Annotated in this window: 17 protein-coding genes; 12 read left to right on the top strand and 5 right to left on the bottom strand. The window is 67.7% G+C overall.

Annotation, left to right across the window (positions count from 1 at the left end; translation table 11 throughout):
* Positions 1-39: 39 nt before the first annotated feature.
* Positions 40-477 (top strand): winged helix-turn-helix transcriptional regulator, encoded by a 438-nt coding sequence (locus tag ACFPMG_RS29335; RefSeq protein WP_376998812.1) that lies wholly within the window; start codon positions 40-42, stop codon positions 475-477.
* 44 nt (positions 478-521) lie between these two features.
* Here the strand turns inward: ACFPMG_RS29335 and ACFPMG_RS29340 are convergent, their stop codons facing one another.
* On the bottom strand, positions 522-1,016 hold the full coding sequence (locus ACFPMG_RS29340) for a hypothetical protein (RefSeq protein ID WP_376998814.1): 495 nt from the start codon (positions 1,014-1,016) through the stop codon (positions 522-524).
* Positions 1,017-1,393: 377 nt separating this feature from the next.
* Here ACFPMG_RS29340 and ACFPMG_RS29345 point away from each other — a divergent pair, with 377 nt between their 5' ends.
* From ACFPMG_RS29345 to ACFPMG_RS29360, 4 genes are all read left to right on the top strand, one after another.
* On the top strand, positions 1,394-2,893 hold the full coding sequence (locus tag ACFPMG_RS29345; protein ID WP_376998816.1) for a sensor histidine kinase: 1,500 nt from the start codon (positions 1,394-1,396) through the stop codon (positions 2,891-2,893).
* Positions 2,894-2,915: 22 nt separating this feature from the next.
* Entirely contained in the window at positions 2,916-3,332 is a 417-nt protein-coding gene (locus tag ACFPMG_RS29350; protein WP_376998819.1) for a response regulator, read from the top strand.
* A complete protein-coding gene (locus ACFPMG_RS29355) occupies positions 3,329-4,369 on the top strand; it encodes a sensor histidine kinase (protein ID WP_376998821.1) in 1,041 nt (346 codons plus the stop codon). The genes ACFPMG_RS29350 and ACFPMG_RS29355 overlap by 4 nt, the downstream gene beginning before the upstream one ends.
* A 574-nt stretch (positions 4,370-4,943) precedes the next feature.
* Positions 4,944-5,534 (top strand): DUF2087 domain-containing protein, encoded by a 591-nt coding sequence (locus ACFPMG_RS29360; RefSeq protein WP_376998823.1) that lies wholly within the window; start codon positions 4,944-4,946, stop codon positions 5,532-5,534.
* Positions 5,535-5,567: 33 nt separating this feature from the next.
* Here the strand turns inward: ACFPMG_RS29360 and ACFPMG_RS29365 are convergent, their stop codons facing one another.
* Both ACFPMG_RS29365 and ACFPMG_RS29370 read right to left on the bottom strand, forming a co-directional pair.
* Positions 5,568-6,296 (bottom strand): aspartate/glutamate racemase family protein, encoded by a 729-nt coding sequence (locus tag ACFPMG_RS29365; RefSeq protein ID WP_376998825.1) that lies wholly within the window; start codon positions 6,294-6,296, stop codon positions 5,568-5,570.
* Between the two features lie 61 nt (positions 6,297-6,357).
* Positions 6,358-7,806, bottom strand: a complete 1,449-nt coding sequence (locus ACFPMG_RS29370) for a helix-turn-helix domain-containing protein (RefSeq protein WP_014198533.1) — start codon at positions 7,804-7,806, stop codon at positions 6,358-6,360.
* Between the two features lie 219 nt (positions 7,807-8,025).
* On the opposite strand from ACFPMG_RS29370, the gene ACFPMG_RS29375 reads away from it, so the two are divergent.
* The 7 genes from ACFPMG_RS29375 to ACFPMG_RS29405 all read left to right on the top strand — a co-directional run bounded on the left by ACFPMG_RS29375 (position 8,026) and on the right by ACFPMG_RS29405 (position 15,916).
* Complete coding sequence (locus ACFPMG_RS29375) at positions 8,026-9,558, top strand: acyl-CoA carboxylase subunit beta (protein ID WP_376998827.1); 1,533 nt, start codon at positions 8,026-8,028, stop codon at positions 9,556-9,558.
* A 23-nt stretch (positions 9,559-9,581) separates the two neighbouring features.
* Entirely contained in the window at positions 9,582-11,582 is a 2,001-nt protein-coding gene (locus ACFPMG_RS29380; RefSeq protein ID WP_376998877.1) for an acetyl-CoA carboxylase biotin carboxylase subunit, read from the top strand.
* Between the two features lie 38 nt (positions 11,583-11,620).
* Positions 11,621-12,214: a biotin transporter BioY gene (locus ACFPMG_RS29385; RefSeq protein WP_376998829.1), complete on the top strand. Its 594-nt coding sequence runs from the start codon at positions 11,621-11,623 to the stop codon at positions 12,212-12,214.
* A 165-nt stretch (positions 12,215-12,379) separates the two neighbouring features.
* Complete coding sequence (scpA, locus tag ACFPMG_RS29390; RefSeq protein ID WP_376998831.1) at positions 12,380-14,533, top strand: methylmalonyl-CoA mutase; 2,154 nt, start codon at positions 12,380-12,382, stop codon at positions 14,531-14,533.
* A 102-nt stretch (positions 14,534-14,635) separates the two neighbouring features.
* Positions 14,636-14,872 (top strand): type II toxin-antitoxin system CcdA family antitoxin, encoded by a 237-nt coding sequence (locus ACFPMG_RS29395; RefSeq protein ID WP_376998833.1) that lies wholly within the window; start codon positions 14,636-14,638, stop codon positions 14,870-14,872.
* The gene (locus ACFPMG_RS29400; RefSeq protein WP_376998835.1) at positions 14,872-15,192 is read left to right on the top strand and encodes a CcdB family protein; all 321 of its coding nucleotides are present in this window, start codon (positions 14,872-14,874) and stop codon (positions 15,190-15,192) included. The genes ACFPMG_RS29395 and ACFPMG_RS29400 overlap by 1 nt, the downstream gene beginning before the upstream one ends.
* 31 nt (positions 15,193-15,223) lie before the next feature.
* The gene (locus ACFPMG_RS29405; RefSeq protein ID WP_376998837.1) at positions 15,224-15,916 is read left to right on the top strand and encodes a DUF2161 domain-containing phosphodiesterase; all 693 of its coding nucleotides are present in this window, start codon (positions 15,224-15,226) and stop codon (positions 15,914-15,916) included.
* Between the two features lie 7 nt (positions 15,917-15,923).
* On the opposite strand, the gene ACFPMG_RS29410 is transcribed toward ACFPMG_RS29405, so the two are convergent.
* Together ACFPMG_RS29410 and ACFPMG_RS29415 are read right to left on the bottom strand one after the other, a co-directional pair.
* On the bottom strand, positions 15,924-17,303 hold the full coding sequence (locus tag ACFPMG_RS29410) for a sigma-54-dependent transcriptional regulator (RefSeq protein WP_376998840.1): 1,380 nt from the start codon (positions 17,301-17,303) through the stop codon (positions 15,924-15,926).
* A complete protein-coding gene (locus ACFPMG_RS29415; protein ID WP_376998842.1) occupies positions 17,300-19,054 on the bottom strand; it encodes a sensor histidine kinase in 1,755 nt (584 codons plus the stop codon). The genes ACFPMG_RS29410 and ACFPMG_RS29415 overlap by 4 nt, the downstream gene beginning before the upstream one ends.
* Positions 19,055-19,340: the final 286 nt, after the last annotated feature.

A 19,340-nucleotide genomic window follows, 5' to 3' on the forward strand; every position in this document is an offset into this window, starting at 1 on the left:
TGTGTTGCGATGGGGAGAGGGTGCAATTAAGCTTTCCAGATGACAAGAACCGACGAAAAAGTAAGGTACTTACCAGAAGGTAAGCGTGCGTCCTACACGGCGCGATCGGCGGCCCAGAGCGTGCAGAACGTGCTCCGGGTCCTGGAGGGCCGGTGGAAGCTCGTGATCCTGTTCCAGCTGTTCGGCGGGCAGGTGCGGCGCTTTTCCGATCTTGAGCGGGCCATTCCCGGCATTTCCCAGAAGATGCTGATCCAGCAGCTTCGCCAGCTCGAAAACGATGGCGTGGTCGCGCGCATCGTTCATCATCAGGTTCCGCCGAAGGTGGAATATCACCTGACGGAATGGGGCCAGTCTTTGTGCCCGGCTCTTGACGCTCTGCTGATCTGGGCGGAGGGCGCGCCCGCCGACGTTCGGTCTCAGCTTATCCAGGAGGGGCAAGAGGACGCCGCGCAAAAGCCGGAGGCCGACGCCACGTAGCCGGCAGGCCGCAGACGTCGCCTCATCCGGCCGAAGCCTCTGCATCAGACGCTCGATGCCGTCCAGGCGGTGCTGCCGTGCCGGGCGGATCGCTGGCTTCCCGTTGCCACGGCCCGGCTGACGATCTCACCATCGAGATTGACGAAGTACGCCGCGGTGCGCGCGAGCTGGTCCGGTGTCAGGCCGTTGGCCCTCAGCTCCTCCCACATCTTCTCCATCTCGTGCTCCGGCCGGCCAAGATAGGAGTCGGTGATGCGGTCCATCAGCTTCTGCTGATCGGCCGTCACGTAGGGCATGTAGCCGCGGTCGTTGACGGGGAGCGCGATCTGGAACGCCGGTGGGTCGATCGTTCGGTTCTGGACGATCTTGTCCCGTTCGCGCTTGTACGCGTCCATTTCCTTCCTCATGCGGGCGATCTCATCGTTCCCGGTCTGCGCGGCCGATGCGGGGGCCGCCAGGGGCGTCGGCGAGTCAGAAGCGCTTGCCGACAACAGGTCCGAGAAGTTGGGCGTTCCCGTGGAGTGGCCGGCACCCGGCATCCTGCTCCGATCCGGGACGACAGCAGGACCGGCGGTTGGATGAGTTCCAAGGATTTGCACGTTCCCCTCCATTGCGGTTCGTGGCTCTGGCCACGTCTCGACGGAAAAGCAAAGGTTGTGCCATGCCTGTGTGATGACGAAAAACCACAACGGCCTTCCATGGAATGTCCATCGAGCACCCATGACGCGGATTTGCTCGCCTTGCGCGTGACCGGACTCTGCCTATGGGCACAAATTGCCCGGCGGAAGGCCGCTGGAGTGTGATCCGGCCGATCGGCAACGCACCAGTCGGCAACGTTCTGGTGCAGCCCAAATTGCCAAGCTGCGTTGACTTGCTATAGGATCCCACCTCCTCCCGCTGGGGTCGGTCGTCCGCGATGCACACGTTCAGCACCACCGTCACCCGGCGAGCCCTCCTGATGCTGCTCGCCGCCGCGTTGACGCTGCTGGGAATCGTCACGATGTCGGGATGGCTGGCTGAAAGCACGCGGCAATTCTCAGGGTCCGTCGGCCGCACAACCTCTTTGCGGGTCGCCGCCGGGACGCTGCTCAGCCAGTTGCAGGACGCCGAGATCGGGCAGCGGGGGTATCTGCTCACCGAGGATCGCCAGTATCTCAAGCCCTATGAGGCTGCCATCACCGCGGTCGACACCACGATCGCCCGGCTGCACAATCTTGCCGAAGGAGATGCCGACGGGTTGCGCATCGTCGATCGCCTTGCCGTCCTCGCCGCCGCCAAACGGGAGGAGTTGGCGCAGACCATCGCGCTGATGGAAGCCGGTCGCCGGGACGAGGCCCTGGCCGTCGTGCGCACTGGTTACGGCATGATGCTGATGGACAACGCCCGGCGCTCCTTCGCCGACCTGATCACCCCCGCCGATGCGCAACTCGACACCCAACTCGCCGCCTTGATCGGGCAGGCCCGTGCATCGGGTTGGGTGGCCAATCTGGGCGGCCTGTTCATTGTGCTGGTCGTTGGCGGCGCTGTCTGGATCGCGATCCGCTACACGCGCGACCTCATGCGGGCGCAGCACGCGATCCAGTCGCTCAACGATTCCCTGGAGCAACGCGTTTTCGAACGCACGATGGAGCTGCGACGCGCCAATGACGAAATCCAGCGCTTCGCCTACATCGTCAGCCACGACCTGCGTGCGCCGCTGGTGAACGTGATGGGCTTCACCGGCGAGTTCGAGGCGGGGCTGGCGAGCGTGCGCGCCCATCTGGACCGACTGCCGTGGGACGGCGGCGATGCTCTGGCGTCGGAGGCGCGCCGGGCGGTGGAGGAGGACCTGCCGGAGGCCATCGGCTTCATCAGCGCGTCGACGACGAAGATGGACCGGCTGATCAACGCCATCCTCGCCCTGGCGCGCCAGGGTGGCCGGGCGATGAACCCGGAGCCCGTCTCGATGCAGTCCCTGCTGGAGAGCGTGGCCGCCAGCCTCCGCCATCAGGCCAGCGAACAGCACTGCACCATCGACATCGAGGGTCCCTTGCCGTTCCTGGTGGCGGATCGGCTCGCCCTGGAGCAGGTGTTCGGAAACCTGCTCGACAACGCGATCAAGTATCTCGATCCGGCGAGAACGGGCCGGATCGCCATTCGCGGACGGCTCGAGGAGGAGCGTCTGGTCTTTGACGTCGTGGACAACGGACGCGGAATCGCGCCGCAGGATCACGAACGGATCTTCGAGCTGTTTCGCCGTTCCGGCGTGCAGGACCGACCCGGAGAGGGAATCGGGCTGGCCTATGTCCGGACGCTGGTCCGGCGCCTGCAGGGCGAGGTCACCATCGAATCGGTTCCTGGACAGGGGAGCGTCTTTCGCATAAGCCTTCCCAAAGCTCTTGCCCTGTCTTCGGAGATGCCGGCTCATGGCGCATGACACTCAGTCGGTGCGCATCGTCATGATCGAGGACGACGAGGGGCATGCCCGGCTGATCGAAAAGAACATCCGGCGGACCGGCCTCACCAACGACATCGTTCCCTTCGCCGACGGCACAAGCGCGCTCGCCTACCTGTTCGGTCCGGACGGATCCGGGCGGGCAAGCATGGGGCGGGCTCTTCTCATCCTTCTGGATTTGAATCTTCCCGACATGACGGGGATCGACATCCTGGCCAGACTCAAGGCCAACCCCCACACGAGGCGCTTTCCCGTCGTCGTGCTGACGACCACCGACGACCGTCAGGACATCCGGCGCTGCTACGACATCGGTGCCAATGTCTACATCACCAAACCGGTGAATTACGACAGCTTCGCCGCCGCGATCCGGAAATTGGAGCTGCTTTTTTCCGTCATGCAGATCCCCGAGGCGGAGGCATGACCGATCCGACCGTCCGCATCCTCTACATCGACGACGACGTCGCCATGGCGCGGCTGGTGCAGCGGAAGCTCGAGCGGCGTGGCTACGCCGTGGAGTGCGCAAAGAACGGTCGGGAAGGGTTGGAGCGGTTGGAACGGGGCGGTATCACGGTGGTCGGCCTGGATCACGAGATGCCGGGGGCGACCGGGCTGGACATCCTGCCCGATCTGCTGTCGCGCGAGGATGCGCCGCCGGTCGTCTACGTCACGGGCGCCGGCGACACGCGGGTGGCCGTCGCGGCGCTGAAGGCCGGCGCGGACGATTACGTTCCCAAGGAGGCCGGGGAAGGATTCTTCGACCTGCTGGTGGCGGCCATCGAGCAGGCCCGTGAGAAGGCTCATCTGCGTCGGGAAAGGGAACGGGCGGAACGGGAAGTGCGCGCCGCGCGGGACCGTGCGGAGTTGCTGCTGCGGGAGGTCAATCACCGGGTTGCCAACAGCCTGGCTCTGGTGGGCGCCTTCATCCAGATGCAGAAATCCAACCTGTCCGACCCTGAGGCCCGCGCCGCGCTGGCAGAAACCCAGGCGCGCATCATCGCGATCGCCGGCATCCACCGAAGCCTCTACACCTCCGACGATGTGCGCTCCGTCCGGATCGACCTGTACCTGGAAACGCTTCTCGCCGGGATGCACACCGCGATGGCGTCCCGGCACCCGGACCGCTTCGTCGTTGCCGCCGACGCGGTGTCGGTGCCGACCGATCAGGCCGTATCCCTGGCGGTGATCGTGACCGAACTGGTCACGAACGCCTGCAAATACGCCTATCCGGACGGACGGACCGGCAGCATCCGCGTGCGGGCCAAGGCCGCCGACGGGACTCTCTCGGTCAGCGTGGAGGATGACGGTGTCGGTTTCTCCGATGACGATGCTCCGCGGGGAACCGGTCTTGGAAGCCGGATCGTCCAGGCAATGGCGACCAGCCTGGGAGCGCGGTTGACGTACGACCGCCGGCACGCCGGCACCTGGGTGACGCTGACGATGCCGCTGCAACCGCCGTGACGGCGCCCACCGAAGCCACTGCCTTGCGGACCGCCGACACGGTCGCCGGGGCCTCTCCGGCATTTTTTCTTGCGTTTATCCTTGTGCGGCTCCGATGCCGGTGAGGAGACGCCCGGCGAGGAAACGGTTGATGCCGCCGCCGTTCCGGTCTTTCACCAGCGGCAAGGGCTGGTCGGCGCCCTGACCCCCTGTCGAGCTCGCTGAGCCGGTTTGCCGAGGGACGCGTGGTGGTAACGGCGCCCCTGCCGTAGGCGGCCGGCCGGCGACTGTCGGAGACCCTGGGCGGGCAATATGCGAGCTGACATTTCGCCGTTTCGGTTTTGCTGGGGCGCGCGGACGGGGATCGGAGTTTGGACGCCGTTGGGTCCGGTCGTTCCGTCATGCGACTTGCCGGTGCCGCCGCCTTGCGGTAGAAAACACATCTGGTCGGCAGTTCACCAAGGCGTCGCCGCCCCGTCGAGGGGAGCTAAACCTGCCACGACACCCTCTCGACCGACACCTCATCGCGTGCCGCGTCGGAAGTCGGCGACCACCGGCATCCCTTCGCGGATTGGCGCGTTGTGAGGATGATTCCATGTCAAGGACACCGCTCCCCTACAGCGCGGGCGATATTTCCGCGCTTGCGCGCTCGTTGCGCGCGCAACTCGCCGGCCGGACCGATCCGCCCGGCCATGTCGAATGGCTCAACATGCTGGCCAAGGCGGTTGGATGCCGGAACTTCCAGCATTTCCGGGTCCAGACCCAGACCCAGGTCGAGACGACGGAAGGGGTGACGGCGCAGGACCCTCCCGGCGTGGTGGTGGACGCGCCGCCGCCGGTCGATCCGGTGCGGGTCCTGAAGGTGGCCCGCTGCTTCGACGCCGCCGGCGCCCTGCTGCGCTGGCCGCCGAAGCGGAGCGAGCGGGACCTGTGCCTGTGGGTCCTGTGGTCGCGGATCGACGCCGGCCGGGCGATGAGCGAGGGCGAGGTGAACGACGTTCTGCGCGGCGCCAACCGGTTCGGCGACCATGTCCTGCTGCGCCGGGAACTGTGCGACTTCGGTCTGCTCGACCGGACGCGCGACGGGCGTGTCTACCGGCGTGTCGAGCGCCGGCCGCCGCCGGAAGCGCTCGCCATGATCCGCCGCCTGAAGGCGGCGCCCGCCGCCGGACGGGCGCCGTCCTGAGGCGCCACGTGCCTGGAAGAGGCGGGCGGTGGCCTAGTCGCCCAGCGCGAAGGCCACCGCGGCGTCGGTGTGGAGCGCCGTCGTGTTGAACATCGGGACATCCGGCCGGTCGGCCTGATCGACCAGCAGGAAGATCTCCGTGCAGCCGAGGATCACCCCCTGCGCCCCGTCGGCGGCCATCCGGTCGATGATCTCCAGGTATTGGGCCTTGGACTCCGGGCGCAGGTCGCGCCGCACCAGCTCGTCGAAGATGATGCGGTCGACCGCCGCCTTGTCGGCGTCCGACGGCACCATGATCTCGACCCCGAAGCGCTCCTCGTAGCGGCGGCGCAGGTCCTCGGAGAGCATCGTCGCCATCGTGCCGAGCAGTGCGACCCGCGACAGGCCGGCGGCCCGCATCGCCGCACCGGTCGGGTCGGCGATGTGGATGAAGGGGGTGGTGCGCTCCGCCATGATCGGCTCGACCACGCGGTGCATGGTGTTCGACACGCACAGGATCACGTCGGCCCCGGCGCGCTCCAGCGCGTCGACCTTGCCGGACAGATAGCGCTGCGCGGCGTCCCATTCGTTCCGGCGGACGAAATGCTCGATGTTGCCGAAATTGACGCTGACGATGACGATCTCGCCGTTGTCCCAGCCGCCGAAGCGGGCGTTCAGCCCCTCGTTCAGCAGGCGGTAATATTCGGCGGTGGCCTGGTTGCTCATGCCGCCGAGGACGCCGATGGTCTTCTGGGGCAGGGGCCGGGCGGTGGGCGTCGTCATGTCGTGATCCTATCGGTTGGGCCGCGGATGATAGAGTGGCGGTAACGGAATCGCCAACCGTTCAGGCCTTCTCCACGGTCCGCCCTTCCTGGGTGAACAGGTAGGGGACGAAGCTGCGGTGGTGCTCGTCCACCGAGAGCTGGCTGCCGATGGGCGGGAAGGCGCGCTGCTGGCAGTCGGTGCGCTCGCAGATTCGGCAGTTCACGCCGATCGGCACCGCGGCGGCCTCGTTGGAGGTGTCGATGCCGGCGGCGTAGACGATCTCGTTGGCGTGGGTCGCCTCGCAGCCGAGCCCGACGGCGAACTGGCGCGACGGCTTCAGATAGGCGCCGCCGCGCTTGGTCACGGTGCGGGCGATGCCGATGTAGGTGGTGCGGTCGGGCATGGTGGCGAACTGCACCAGGATCTTGCCGGGCTGGGCGAAGGCCTCGTGCACGTTCCACAGAGGGCAGGCGCCACCGAAGCGCGCGAAGTGGAAGCGCGTGGCCGAATGGCGTTTGGTGATGTTGCCGGCCATGTCCACCCGCACGAAGTAGAAGGGCAACCCCCGCGCGCCCGGCCGCTGCAGGGTGGACAGACGGTGGCAGACCTGCTCGAAGCTGGCGCCGAAGCGGCTCTGCAACTGCTCCACGTCGTGGCGCAGCGCGCGGGCCTGGGCGGCGAAGGCGCGATAGGGCAGGACCAAGGCGCCCGCGAAATAGTTGGCGAGCCCGACGCGGCAGATCGACCGCGCGTCCTCGCTGGAGAATTTCGCCTGGACGACGAGATCCTCGATCACGTCGCCGAAGCCGAGCAGGGCGATCTGGTGGGCCATGTGGAAGGCGCGGCTGGGGCCGTTCAGCAGGGCCGACAGGCGCAGCGTGCCGGTGCTGCCGTCGTAGCTGCGCATGGCCGTCTCGCCATCGTCGGCGACGATCTTGACCCGCACGTCGTGACGCCGTTTCAGATAGGCGGCCAACTCGTTCAGCAGGGCGCCGGAGTGGATCTTCTCCGTGTCCCACAGCGTTTCCGCCGCCTCGTCCAGCGGGCCAATGTAGTTGTTGCAGTAGTGGAAGTAGTCGCGGACCTCCTCGTAGGGGAACTGCGGCCCGGCGAAGGCGTCGCTCGGTTCCTGGTTGGACAGGCTGTCGGCCAGCGACTGCACCCGCTCGTGAAGCTTCTGATAGGCCTGATGCAGGCTCAGTACGCGGCGGGCCAACTCCGGGCTGGAGCCGACGGCGCTGCGCAGCTCGGCGTTGGTCAGCGGCGCCCCGGCGAACAGCGGGTCGGCCAGGGCCTCGCGCAGGTCGGCGACCAGACGGCTGTCCTCGTCCTCGACGAAGTTGGACAGGTCCACCTCGAACACGGCGGAGATCTTCAGCAGCACCGGCAGGGTCAGCGGACGCTGGTTGTTTTCGATCTGGTTCAGGTAGCTTGGCGACAGGTCCAGCGTCTTGGCCAGCGCCGCCTGGGTCAGCCCGCGCTGCTCGCGCAGGCGGCGGAGCTTGTAGCCGAGGAAGAGCTTCTGCATGGACCCGCCTATCACCCGAAGATTATGCCGAAGTGCATATTCGCAATCTTGGCAAACCGCGCGCTGCGTTTGCAAAGATATTCGCAACTTCGCACATTTTTCCCGCCCGGCCAATTGCCCTGTTGCAAATCTTGTGAATAATCCAGGCGTTCCGGTGAGGGGACCGCTGCCACAAGGTTCGCAAGGTCCTCCGCCGCTTGCCAAAGTGGGAAACGCCTGATGCAAGAAATTCTGGCCAAGTTGGACGCCATGCGCTCCGGTGCGCGGCTGGGCGGCGGCGAAAAGCGCGTCGCCTCGCAGCACGCCAAGGGCAAGCTGACCGCGCGGGAGCGCATCGAACTTTTCCTCGACGAAGGCTCGTTCGAGGAGTTCGACATGTTCGTGCAGCACCGCTGCAACGACTTCGGCATGGAAGGCCAGAAGGTTCCCGGCGACGGCGTGGTCACCGGTCACGGCACGGTGAACGGGCGTCTCGTCTTCGTCTTCAGCCAGGACTTCACCGTCTTCGGCGGCTCGCTGTCGGAAGCCCACGCCGAGAAGATCTGCAAGATCATGGATCAGGCGATGAAGGTCGGCGCGCCGGTCATCGGCCTGAACGATTCCGGCGGCGCCCGCATCCAGGAGGGCGTGGCCTCGCTCGGCGGCTACGCCGAGGTGTTCCAGCGCAACGTCAACGCCTCGGGCGTCATCCCGCAGATATCCCTGATCATGGGGCCGTGCGCCGGCGGTGCGGTGTACTCGCCGGCCATGACCGACTTCATCTTCATGGTGAAGGACAGCTCCTACATGTTCGTGACCGGCCCGGACGTGGTGAAGACGGTCACCCATGAGGTGGTGACGGCGGAGGAGCTAGGCGGGGCGATCACCCATTCCAGCAAGTCCGGCGTCGCCGACATGGCCTTCGAGAACGACGTCGAGGCGTTGCTCCAGCTCCGCCGCTTCATCGACTTCCTGCCGGCCTCCAACCGCGAGAAGGCGCCGGAGCGCCCGACCGCCGACCCGATCGACCGCGACGACCTGTCGCTCGACACGCTGGTGCCGGAGAACCCGAACAAGCCCTACGACATGAAGGAGCTGATCCTCAAGACGGTCGACGAGGGCGACTTCTTCGAGCTTCAGCCGGACTATGCCAAGAACATCATCATCGGCTTCGGCCGCATGAACGGCAGCACGGTCGGCATCGTCGCCAACCAGCCGATGGTTCTGGCCGGCTGCCTGGACATCGACAGCTCCAAGAAGGCCGCGCGCTTCGTGCGCTTCTGCGACGCCTTCGAGATTCCGATCCTGACCCTGGTGGACGTCCCCGGCTTCATGCCGGGCACCTCGCAGGAGTACGGCGGTATCATCAAGCACGGCGCCAAGCTGCTGTTCGCCTACGCCGAGGCCACCGTGCCGAAGATCACCGTCATCACGCGCAAGGCCTACGGCGGCGCCTATGACGTGATGGCGTCCAAGCACCTGCGCGGCGACATCAACTACGCCTGGCCGTCGGCGGAGATCGCGGTGATGGGGCCGAAGGGTGCCGTGGAGATCATCTTCCGCGGCGACATCGGCGACACCGCCAAGATCGAGGCGCGCACCGAGGAGTACCGGCAGAAGTTCGCCAACCCGTTCGTGGCGGCGTCGCGCGGCTACATCGACGACGTCATCATGCCGCACGGCACCCGCCGGCGCGTCATCAAGGCGCTGTCCATGCTGAAGAACAAGCAGCTCCAGAACCCCTGGCGCAAGCACGACAACATCCCGCTCTGAAGGCGCGCCGCCCCATGACGACCCTGTTCTCAAAGATCCTGATCGCGAACCGCGGCGAGATCGCCTGCCGCGTCATCCGCACGGCGCGCCGCCTGGGCATCAAGACGGTCGCCGTCTATTCGGACGCCGACAAGAACGCCCTGCACGTCGAGATGGCCGATGAGGCCGTCCACATCGGCGCCGCCCCCTCGGCGCAGAGCTACCTGCTGATCGACCGCATCGTCGACGCCTGCAAGAAGACCGGCGCCCAGGCCGTCCATCCCGGCTACGGCTTCCTCTCGGAGAAGCGCGAGTTCCAGGAGGCGCTGGCCGCGGCCGGGATCGCCTTCATCGGCCCGGACGCCCACGCCATCCAGGCCATGGGCGACAAGATCGAGTCCAAGAAGCTGGCCAAAGCCGCGGGCGTCAGCACGGTGCCCGGCTATCTGGGCGTCATCGCCGACGACAGCGAGGCGGTGACCATCGCCCGCGACATCGGCTACCCGGTGATGATCAAGGCGTCGGCCGGCGGCGGCGGCAAGGGCATGCGCGTGGCCTGGAACGACGAGGAGGCCCGCGAAGGCTTCCGCTCGGCCCAGAACGAGGCGCGCTCCTCCTTCGCCGACGACCGCGTGTTCGTCGAGAAGTACATCCAGCAGCCGCGCCACATCGAGATTCAGGTGCTGGCGGACGGGCAGGGCACGGCCTTGTATCTGGGCGAGCGCGAATGCTCGATCCAGCGCCGCCACCAGAAGGTCATCGAAGAGGCGCCGTCGCCCTTCCTCGACGCCGCCACCCGCAAGGCGATGGGCGAGCAGGCCGTGGCGCTGGCCCGCGCCGTGGACTACAAGTCCGCCGGCACGGTGGAGTTCATCGTCGATGCCGAGCGCAACTTCTACTTCCTGGAGATGAACACCCGCCTCCAGGTGGAGCATCCGGTCACCGAACTGGTCACCGGCCTCGACCTCGTCGAGCTGATGATCCGCGTCGCTGCGGGCGAGAAGCTGACGCTTCGCCAGGAAGACATCCACCTGCACGGCTGGGCCATCGAGTCCCGCGTCTACGCCGAGGACCCCTTCCGCAACTTCCTGCCCTCCACCGGCCGGCTGACCCACTACCGTCCGCCGTCGGAGGACCCGCATGTCCGCGTCGACACCGGCGTCTACGAGGGCGGCGAGATCTCCATGTACTACGACCCCATGATCGCCAAGCTGTGCAGCTGGGGGTCGACGCGCGACGCCGCCATCGCCCGCATGCGCGAGGCGCTGGACCAGTATTACATCCGCGGCGTCAGCCACAACATCCCGTTCCTCGCCTCGCTGATGGCCAACCAGCGCTTCGTCGAAGGCCGGCTGACCACCAATTTCATCGCCGAGGAATACCCGAACGGCTTCCACGCCTCCGACCTGCCGCCGGAGGAGCCGGCGATCCTGATCGCCGTCGCCGCGGTGATCCACCGCTGCCTGAACGACCGCGACATCCAGATCAGCGGCAAGATGCCGGGCAACAAGGTCCACGTGCGCGACGACTGGGTCGTCGTGATGGACGGCACGCAGCACCCGGTCCATGTCCACCCGACGGACGGCAGCCCGCAGCGCATCGGCTACACCGTCGATTTCGAGGGCAGGCACCATGTGGTGTGGAGCGACTGGACGCTCGGCCAGCCGCTGTTCCGCGGCACGGTGAACGGCGCGCATGTCTGCGTTCAGGTGGACCGCGTCGGCGTCGGCTACCGCCTGTCCCATTCCGGCAGCCAGGCGCTGGTCAAGGTGCTGACGCCCAACGCGGCGCGGCTCGACGCGCTGATGCCGGTGAAGGCGCCGCCGGACATGTCGAAGTTCCTGCTGTCGCCGATGCCCGGCCTGCTCGTCTCGGTCGCCGTGACCGAGGGGCAGGAGGTCAAGGCCGGCGAGGTGCTGGCCGTGGTCGAGGCGATGAAGATGGAAAACATCCTGCGCGCGGCGCAGGATGGCACGGTGTCCAAGGTGCACGCGACGCCCGGCTCCAGCCTGGCGGTCGATCAGAAGATCCTGGAGTTCGCGTGAGCCAAGCGGGCTCCGACATATAGGGAAAGGTAAGGACGATGGCTTTCGCAAACACGCTTTTGCAGCGTGCCGCTTCGCTTCTCGAGACGGTCGCCCCGCGGGGCGGCCTGCTCACCGCCGCCACCGCGGCGGTTCTGGGCAGCCTGCTCCTGGCCGCCTCGGCCAAGGTGCAGGTGCCCTTCTGGCCGGTTCCGATGACGATGCAGAGCATGGTCGTCATCCTGCTCGGTATGGCCTACGGCAGCCGCCTCGCCACGGCGACGGTCCTGCTGTACCTGCTGGAAGGCCTCGCCGGTCTGCCGGTCTTCGCCGGTCCGGGCGCCGGCCCGGCCTACATGGCCGGCCCGACCGCCGGCTACCTGCTGGGCTTCGTCCTGGCCGCCGGCGTCACCGGCTGGCTGGCTGAGCGCGGCTGGGACCGCAGCCCGCTCAAGGCCGTCGGCGCCCTGGCGATCGGCCATGCCCTGCTGTTCGTCCCGGGCGTCGCCTGGATGGCCGTCCTGTTCGGCGGCGAGAAGGCCATCGCGCTGGGCCTGACGCCGTTCCTGGCCGCCACGGTCCTGAAGACCGCGCTGGGTGCCGCGATCATGCAGGCCGCCTGGAAGGTCGTCGCCCGCCGGTCGCAGGTGTAATCGGGCTTTGCCCCCTCCCTTAACCCTCCCCCGCTTCGCAGGGGAGGGGAATGGTCTCCCTCCCCTGCGAAGCGGGGGAGGGCCGGGGTGGGGGCAAGCGCCCCAACCATGCCATTGATCGTTTCAAATCATTCGAACCAAGAAGCCGTGTCGAGGAGACGTCCCATGAGCGAGTTCCCGAAGAAGACCCAGGCCGACTGGCAGACCCTGGCCACCAAGGACCTGGGCGCCAACGGGACGCTCGAAGACCTCGTCTGGAAGACGCCGGAAGGGCTGGACGTCAAGGCCCTCTACACCGCCGACGATCTGGAAGGGCTGGAGCTGGACAGCCTGCCCGGCTTCCCGCCCTTCACCCGCGGCCCGCGCGCCACGATGTACGCGGTGAAGCCCTGGACGATCCGCCAGTACGCCGGCTTCTCGACCGCCGAGGAGTCCAACGCCTTCTACAAGGCGAACCTGAAGGCCGGGCAGATGGGCCTGTCGGTCGCCTTCGACCTCGCCACCCACCGCGGCTATGACAGCGACCACCCGCGCGTGGTCGGCGACGTGGGCAAGGCCGGCGTCGCCATCGACAGCGTGGAGGACATGAAGATCCTCTTCGACGGCATCCCGCTCGACAAGATGTCGGTGTCGATGACCATGAACGGCGCGGTGCTGCCGATCCTCGCCGGCTACATCGTCGCGGCGGAGGAGCAGGGCGTCAGCCAGGACAAGCTGAGCGGGACCATCCAGAACGACATCCTCAAGGAGTTCATGGTCCGCAACACCTACATCTACCCACCTGAACCCTCGATGCGGATCATCGCGGACATCATCGAGTACACGGCGCTGAACATGCCGAAGTTCAACTCGATCTCGATTTCCGGCTACCACATGCAGGAGGCCGGGGCGACCGCGGTTCAGGAGCTGGCCTTCACCATCGCCGACGGTCTCGAATACGTCCGCGCCGCCATGTCCAAGGGGCTGCCGGTCGACAAGTTCGCACCGCGCCTGTCCTTCTTCTTCTCCATCGGCATGAACTTCTTCATGGAGATCGCCAAGCTGCGCGCCGCGCGCCTGCTGTGGTCGACCCTGATGAAGCAGAAGTTCGATCCGAAGGACGCCCGCTCGCTGGCCCTGCGCACCCATTGCCAGACCTCCGGCGTCAGCCTGACCGAGCAGGACCCCTACAACAACGTCATCCGCACCACCATCGAGGCGATGGCCGCGGTGCTGGGCGGCACCCAGTCGCTGCACACCAACGCCTTCGACGAGGCGCTGGGCCTGCCGACCAAATTCTCCGCCCGCATCGCCCGCAACACCCAGCTCATCATCGCCGAGGAGTCGGGTGTCACCAACGTGGTCGATCCGCTGGGCGGCTCCTACTACATCGAGAACCTGACCCACAGCCTCGCCAACGCCGCACTCGACCTCATCAACAAGGTCGAGGATCTGGGCGGCATGACCAAGGCGGTGGACAGCGGCATGCCCAAGCTGCTGATCGAGGAGGCCGCCGCCCGCCGGCAGGCCCGCGTCGACCGCGCCGAGGAGGTGATCGTCGGCGTCAACAAGTACCGTCCGGAGAACCCCGAGATGGTCGACGTGCTCGACATCGACAACACGGCGGTCCGCGAATCCCAGATCGCCCGCCTCAATCAGGTCCGCGCCAACCGCGACGACGCCAAGTGCCGCGCCGCCCTGGAGGCGCTAACCAAGGCCGCCACGGAGAAGTCCGGCAACCTGCTGGCCCTGGCGGTCGAGGCCACCCGCGCCCGCGCCACGGTCGGCGAAATCTCCGACGCGCTGGAGAAGGCCTTCACCCGCCATGTGGCGGTCATCCGCTCGGTTTCCGGCGTCTACGGCGCCGCGTACGAGGGCGACGAGGGCTTCAAGAGGATTCAGGAGGAGGTGTCCGCCTTCGCCGCCGAGGAGGGCCGCCGCCCGCGCATCCTTGTCGTGAAGATGGGCCAGGACGGCCACGACCGCGGCGCCAAGGTGATCGCCACCAGCTTCGCCGACATCGGCTTTGACGTGGACATCGGGCCGCTGTTCCAGACCCCGGAGGAGGCCGCCCGTCAGGCGGTGGAGAACGACGTGCACGTCATCGGCGTGTCGTCCCAGGCCGCCGGCCACAAGACGCTCGTCCCGCAACTGGTCGAGGAACTGCGCCGCCAAGGCGCCGGGGACATCCTGGTCGTCTGCGGCGGCGTGATCCCGCCCCAGGACTACGACTACCTCTACAAGGCTGGCGCCGCCGCCATCTATGGACCAGGCACCAACATCCCGAAGGCCGCCTCGGACATCCTGGCCATCCTGCGCAAGCAGAAGGCCGCGGCGTAACCGGAGGAGGAAAGCGGGCCTCGCTCTCACCCAGCGGAGGCTGGACACCCTGAGGAAACATGCGCATAGTGTTTGCGCATGTTTTTTCGTTGGAGGGTGTTCATGGCGCGCGGATCGGTCCAGAGGAAGCCCACCAACGTCTCGGCCCGGCCCGACCTGATCGCCGAGGCAAAGAGCTTGGGTATCAATCTGTCACAAGTCTTCGAATCCGCCGTCGAGCAATCCGTGAAGGATGCGAAGCGGGAGCGGTGGGTTGAAGAAAACCGCCCGGCCTTCGATTCCTACGATTCCTATGTGGAAAGGCACGGTGTGTTCAGCACTGGGAAGCGGATGTTCTGATGCGTTTCCTGGATGTCTGCCGGAATCCGAATGCGGAAGGCCGACCGAACCACCCGGTTCCGTTTCTTCTCGTCGTCCAGGGGAATCACGTGGCGGTGCGTTCCACGCGCGTCGTCATCCCTCTCGTCCGAGCGTCGGAAACGGGGACGCCCATCCGTGATGTGATGCCGGTGTTCGACATTCAGGGCGAACGACTGGTTGCCATGACGTCGCAAATCGCTGGTATTCCAGTCACTGATATTGGCGATGTGGTGATGAACATGTCCAGTCGGCATCACGATGTCCGGCGAGCCATTGACGTGCTGACCGGCGATTTGTAAGCGATTTGTAGGCGGTTGAACGTTACACCCCATGTCCATCACCGCCGAAACCGACCTCTACGCCCCCGTCAAGGCCTTCCTCGAAGCCCAAGGCTATGACGTGAAGGCCGAGATTCACGGCTGCGACCTCGTCGCGGTGCGCGGGGCCGAGCCGCCGCTGATCGTCGAGCTGAAGAAGCGCTTCACCCTGGACCTGCTGCTTCAGGGAGTGGACCGGCTCGCTTTGACCGACACCGTCTACCTCGCCGTGCCGCAGCCGGGGCGCAAGGCCAGCGGCGCGTCGCCCCACGACAGCGGGGTGCGCAAGCTGTGCCGGCGGCTGGGCGTCGGCTTGCTGATCGTCGACATCGGCCGGGCCGCGGGGCATGAGGTGGAGGTTCTGCTCGATCCCGTTCCCTACAGCCCGCGCAAGGACAAAACGCGCGCCGCCCGCCTGCTGGGCGAGCACGCGCGGCGCCGCGGCGATCCCAACCGCGGCGGCTCCACCCGCGTGCCCATCGTCACCGCCTACCGCCAGGACGCGCTGCGCTGCGCCCGGCTGCTGGCCGCCGGGCCGCTGTCCCTGAAGGCGTTGCGCGCCGCCGGGGCGCCGAAGGACGCCGCGGCCATCCTCCAGCGCAACGTCTACGGCTGGTTCGAGCGGATCGCCAAGGGCACCTACGGGCTGAGTGACGCCGGCGTCCAGGGGGTGGAAACCTTCGCCCACGCGCTGGCCGCGGAATGACGGCCCCTCACTCCACGAAATCCTCGCGGCTGAGGCCGTAGCGCTTCAGCTTGTCGTAGAAGGTCTTGCGGGGGATGTTCAGGGCCTCGATGGCGGCCTTCACGCTGCCCTTGCAACGGGCCAGCTCGCTTTCGATCAGGCTCTTCTCGAACAGGTCGACCTGCTCGGCCAGCGACAGGCTGCTGCGGCCCGCCGCCATCGCCGGAGCGGTGCCGCCCACCGCGGACAGCGCGTCGTCCAGCCCCAGCACGAAGCGGTCGGCGGCGTTGCGCAGCTCGCGGACGTTGCCGGGCCAGTCGTGGGCTGCCAGCCGCTGCACCTGCGCCGGGCTGGGCGCGCGGGGCTCGCGGTTGTAGCGGGCGGCGGCCTGGACGACGAAATGCTGGAACAGCAGGGGGATATCGTCGCGGCGGTCGCGCAGCGGCGGGATGGTCACCACGACGACGTTGAGCCGGTAATAGAGGTCCTCGCGGAACTTGCCCTCGCTGGCCGCCTTGCGCAGGTCCACCTTGGTCGCGGCGACGACGCGCAGGTCCACGGGGATCAGCTCGTTCGAGCCCAGCGGCTCCACCACCCGCTCCTGGATCACGCGCAGCAGCTTGACCTGGAGCGACAGCGGCATGCTCTCGATCTCGTCGAGGAAGAGGGTGCCGCCGCTGGCGTGCTCGATGCGCCCGACGCGGCGCTTGCCGGCCCCGGTGAAGGCTCCAGCCTCGTGCCCGAACAGCTCGCTCTCGAAGATCGCCTCGGGCATGGCGCCGCAGTTCAGGGCGACGAAGGGGTGCTTGCGCCGGCCGCTGCCGGCGTGGAGGGCGCGGGCGACCATCTCCTTGCCGGTGCCGGTCTCGCCCAGCACCAGCACGTCGGCGTCGGTGTCGGCCACCGCTGCAATGGCGCTGCGCAGCCGCTCGATCCCCGGCGTCCGCCCGACGATGGGCGATGCCTCCCCGGTGGGCAGCCCGGCCAGCTGGTCGCGCAGGCGTCGGTTCTCCAGCACCAGCCGGCGCTTCTCCACCGCGCGCCGCGTCACTTCGACCAGCCGGTCGGAAGGGAAGGGCTTTTCCAGGAAATCGTAGGCGCCGCGTCGCATCGCCTCCACCGCCATCGGCACGTCGCCGTGGCCGGTGATCAGGATGACCGGCAGTTCGGGGTCCAGCGCCAGGGCGCGCTCCATCAGCTCCAGCCCGTCGATCTGCGGCATGCGCACGTCGGTGACCAGGGCGCCCGGCCAGTCGCGCCCGAGATGGCGCAACGCGCGCTCCGCCCCGTCGCAGGCGGTGACGTCGAAGCCGGCCAGTTCCAGCGCCTGCTGCCCGGCGAGGCGGACGGACCGCTCGTCGTCCACGAAGAGGACGGAGCCGCCCGGGGCGATGCTGCCGGTCGTCATGTCTGGATATCCCTGCGCTTGAGGCGGATGGTGAAGAGGGCGCCGCCCTCCGGGTGGTTGGCGGCGGTCAGGCTGCCGCCGAAATCCTCGACGATGCCGTGGCTGATCGACAGGCCGAGCCCGAGCCCGTCGCCCGCCTCCTTGGTCGTGAAGAAGGGCACGAAGATGCGCGGCAGGTCGGCCTCCGCGATGCCGGGGCCGCTGTCGCGGACGGTCAGCACCGCCTCCTCCCCCTCCGCGGCCAGGGTGATGCGGACATGGCGGCGGGGCGAGGCGCGCATGGCGTCGGCGGCGTTGCCGATCAGGTTGACCAGCACCTGCTGCAACCGCACGTCCTCGCCGGCGACCAGCAGGGGGCCGGGCGGCAGATCGGTGTCCACCGTCACGGACTCGCGGCGCAGCCGGGCCTCCAGCAGGGCCAGGGCCTGACCGACGGCGGCGGCGGCGGACACCGCGCCCAGCGTGCCCGAGGCGCGCCGGGCGAAGCCCTTCAGGCTGCGGGTGATGGCGGCCATGCGGTCGGTCAGGTCGGCGATCTCCGCCAGATTGTCGCGCACCGCGTCCGGCCGTCCGCGCTCCAGCAGCACCACCGCGTTGTCGGCGAAGCTGCGGATGGCGGCGAGCGGCTGGTTGATCTCGTGGGCCATGGCCGCCGACATCTGGCCGAGCGCCGCCAGCTTCGCCGCCTGGGTCAGCTCGTTCTCGGTGGCGCGCAGCTCCGCCGTGGCGGCGGCGACGCGGCGCTCCAGCTCGGCCCGCGCCTCCTCCTGGAGGGCCAGCCGCTCCACGAGGTTCAGGCGGCGTTGGGCCAGCGCGTGGCCGGTCAGGGCGGCCAGCGCCACCACCGCGGCGGCGAGCAGCCCGGCCTGCTGGGCGCGGGTGGCGACCGGGGCGAGGCTGGTCAAGGCGTGGATGGTCCAATCGCCGCCGGGCACCGCGGCGGATTGCAGGAGGTAGCGCCGCTCCGCATTGCCTTCCCGCAGCGTGATGCGGTCGGAGGCCCCGCCGAAGGCCCAGGGCAGGGTGGGGATCTCCTCGGTCGGGGGCGATGCCGACGCGGGCAGCGTGACCGGCAGACGGCGGGGCAGGGCGTTGTAGCGCCAGCCTTCCACGTTGGTGATGAAGACGATGCCGTCGCGGTCGGAGACCAGAACCTTCTCCTGGCCGTGCGACCAGGCGCGTTCCAGCTCCTGGAAGCCGACCTTCAGGACCACGACGCCGGCCGGCCGCCCATCTGTGCGGTTTTCCGCCACCACCCGCTGCGCCGTGTAGTAGCCGGGGACGAGCGAGGTGGTGCCGAGCGCGAAATGATGTCCCTCCCCCCGCTCCATGGCCGACTGGAAATAGGGGCGGTAGCTGAAATTCTGCCCGACGAAGCTGGGCGCGGCGTTCCAGTTGCTGGCCGCGATGGTGGTTCCCGTCCCGTTCATCACATAGAGGGCGGACGCCTTCAGCGTCGCTGCTATGGCCTCCAGCTTGCGGTTCAGGCGGTCCACCCGCTCCGGGCTGGGGTCGCGCAGCAGGTCGGCGACCTCCTGGTCGCGGGCGAGCACCATCGGCACGGCGGCGTGGCGCTCCAGCTCCGTGCGCAGGTTGGATTCGTAGAGCGAGAGCTGCGCCGACCCCTGTTCGCGCAGGGACTCGCCGGCGTTGTCCGCCGCCAGGCCCGCAGCCACCGCCGCGGCCAGCGGCATGCCGACGACCAGCACGGCCAGCATCACCCGCCGCGGACGGGCGAACAGGACGGGCATCCGCCGGGCGACCCAGTCGCGGCTTTGCGAAAATGTCCAGCGGGTGGGGGCGATCCTAACCAACGGTCCTCAATCCATGCTGCGCCGCAACAAGAGGTCTTGATGTGCGGATTTTCGCACATGGATTCCGCCCCTGTCGTGCGGATTCTGACCCACGCGCTCCGTCAGAGCGCTGCGATTCCTCACTTTTAATTTTGGCACACCGCTTGCTTTGAGAAGGGCATGACGGGCAGGCCGCCGACCGCGAGACAAGAGCGGCAGCCCATTTCAGGAACGCCACGAGGAG

It is taken from the genome of Azospirillum himalayense (assembly GCF_042657465.1).
In the GTDB taxonomy this organism is placed as follows: domain Bacteria; phylum Pseudomonadota; class Alphaproteobacteria; order Azospirillales; family Azospirillaceae; genus Azospirillum; species Azospirillum himalayense.

Bases quoted from the DNA above. Each gene is read 5' to 3' on its own strand.
- ACFPMG_RS29350 (WP_376998819.1), top strand. From the start codon at position 2,916: ATGATCGAGGACGACGAGGGGCATGCCCGGCTGATCGAAAAGAACATC.
- ACFPMG_RS29375 (WP_376998827.1), top strand. From the start codon at position 8,026: ATGCAAGAAATTCTGGCCAAGTTGGACGCCATGCGCTCCGGTGCGCGG.
- ACFPMG_RS29340 (WP_376998814.1), bottom strand. From the start codon at position 1,016: ATGCCGGGTGCCGGCCACTCCACGGGAACGCCCAACTTCTCGGACCTG.
- ACFPMG_RS29385 (WP_376998829.1), top strand. From the start codon at position 11,621: ATGGCTTTCGCAAACACGCTTTTGCAGCGTGCCGCTTCGCTTCTCGAG.
- ACFPMG_RS29410 (WP_376998840.1), bottom strand. From the start codon at position 17,303: ATGACGACCGGCAGCATCGCCCCGGGCGGCTCCGTCCTCTTCGTGGAC.
- ACFPMG_RS29345 (WP_376998816.1), top strand. From the start codon at position 1,394: ATGCACACGTTCAGCACCACCGTCACCCGGCGAGCCCTCCTGATGCTG.
- ACFPMG_RS29395 (WP_376998833.1), top strand. From the start codon at position 14,636: ATGGCGCGCGGATCGGTCCAGAGGAAGCCCACCAACGTCTCGGCCCGG.
- ACFPMG_RS29415 (WP_376998842.1), bottom strand. From the start codon at position 19,054: ATGCCCGTCCTGTTCGCCCGTCCGCGGCGGGTGATGCTGGCCGTGCTG.
- ACFPMG_RS29400 (WP_376998835.1), top strand. From the start codon at position 14,872: ATGCGTTTCCTGGATGTCTGCCGGAATCCGAATGCGGAAGGCCGACCG.
- ACFPMG_RS29370 (WP_014198533.1), bottom strand. From the start codon at position 7,806: ATGCAGAAGCTCTTCCTCGGCTACAAGCTCCGCCGCCTGCGCGAGCAG.
- ACFPMG_RS29335 (WP_376998812.1), top strand. From the start codon at position 40: ATGACAAGAACCGACGAAAAAGTAAGGTACTTACCAGAAGGTAAGCGT.
- scpA (WP_376998831.1), top strand. From the start codon at position 12,380: ATGAGCGAGTTCCCGAAGAAGACCCAGGCCGACTGGCAGACCCTGGCC.
- ACFPMG_RS29365 (WP_376998825.1), bottom strand. From the start codon at position 6,296: ATGACGACGCCCACCGCCCGGCCCCTGCCCCAGAAGACCATCGGCGTC.
- ACFPMG_RS29355 (WP_376998821.1), top strand. From the start codon at position 3,329: ATGACCGATCCGACCGTCCGCATCCTCTACATCGACGACGACGTCGCC.
- ACFPMG_RS29360 (WP_376998823.1), top strand. From the start codon at position 4,944: ATGTCAAGGACACCGCTCCCCTACAGCGCGGGCGATATTTCCGCGCTT.
- ACFPMG_RS29405 (WP_376998837.1), top strand. From the start codon at position 15,224: ATGTCCATCACCGCCGAAACCGACCTCTACGCCCCCGTCAAGGCCTTC.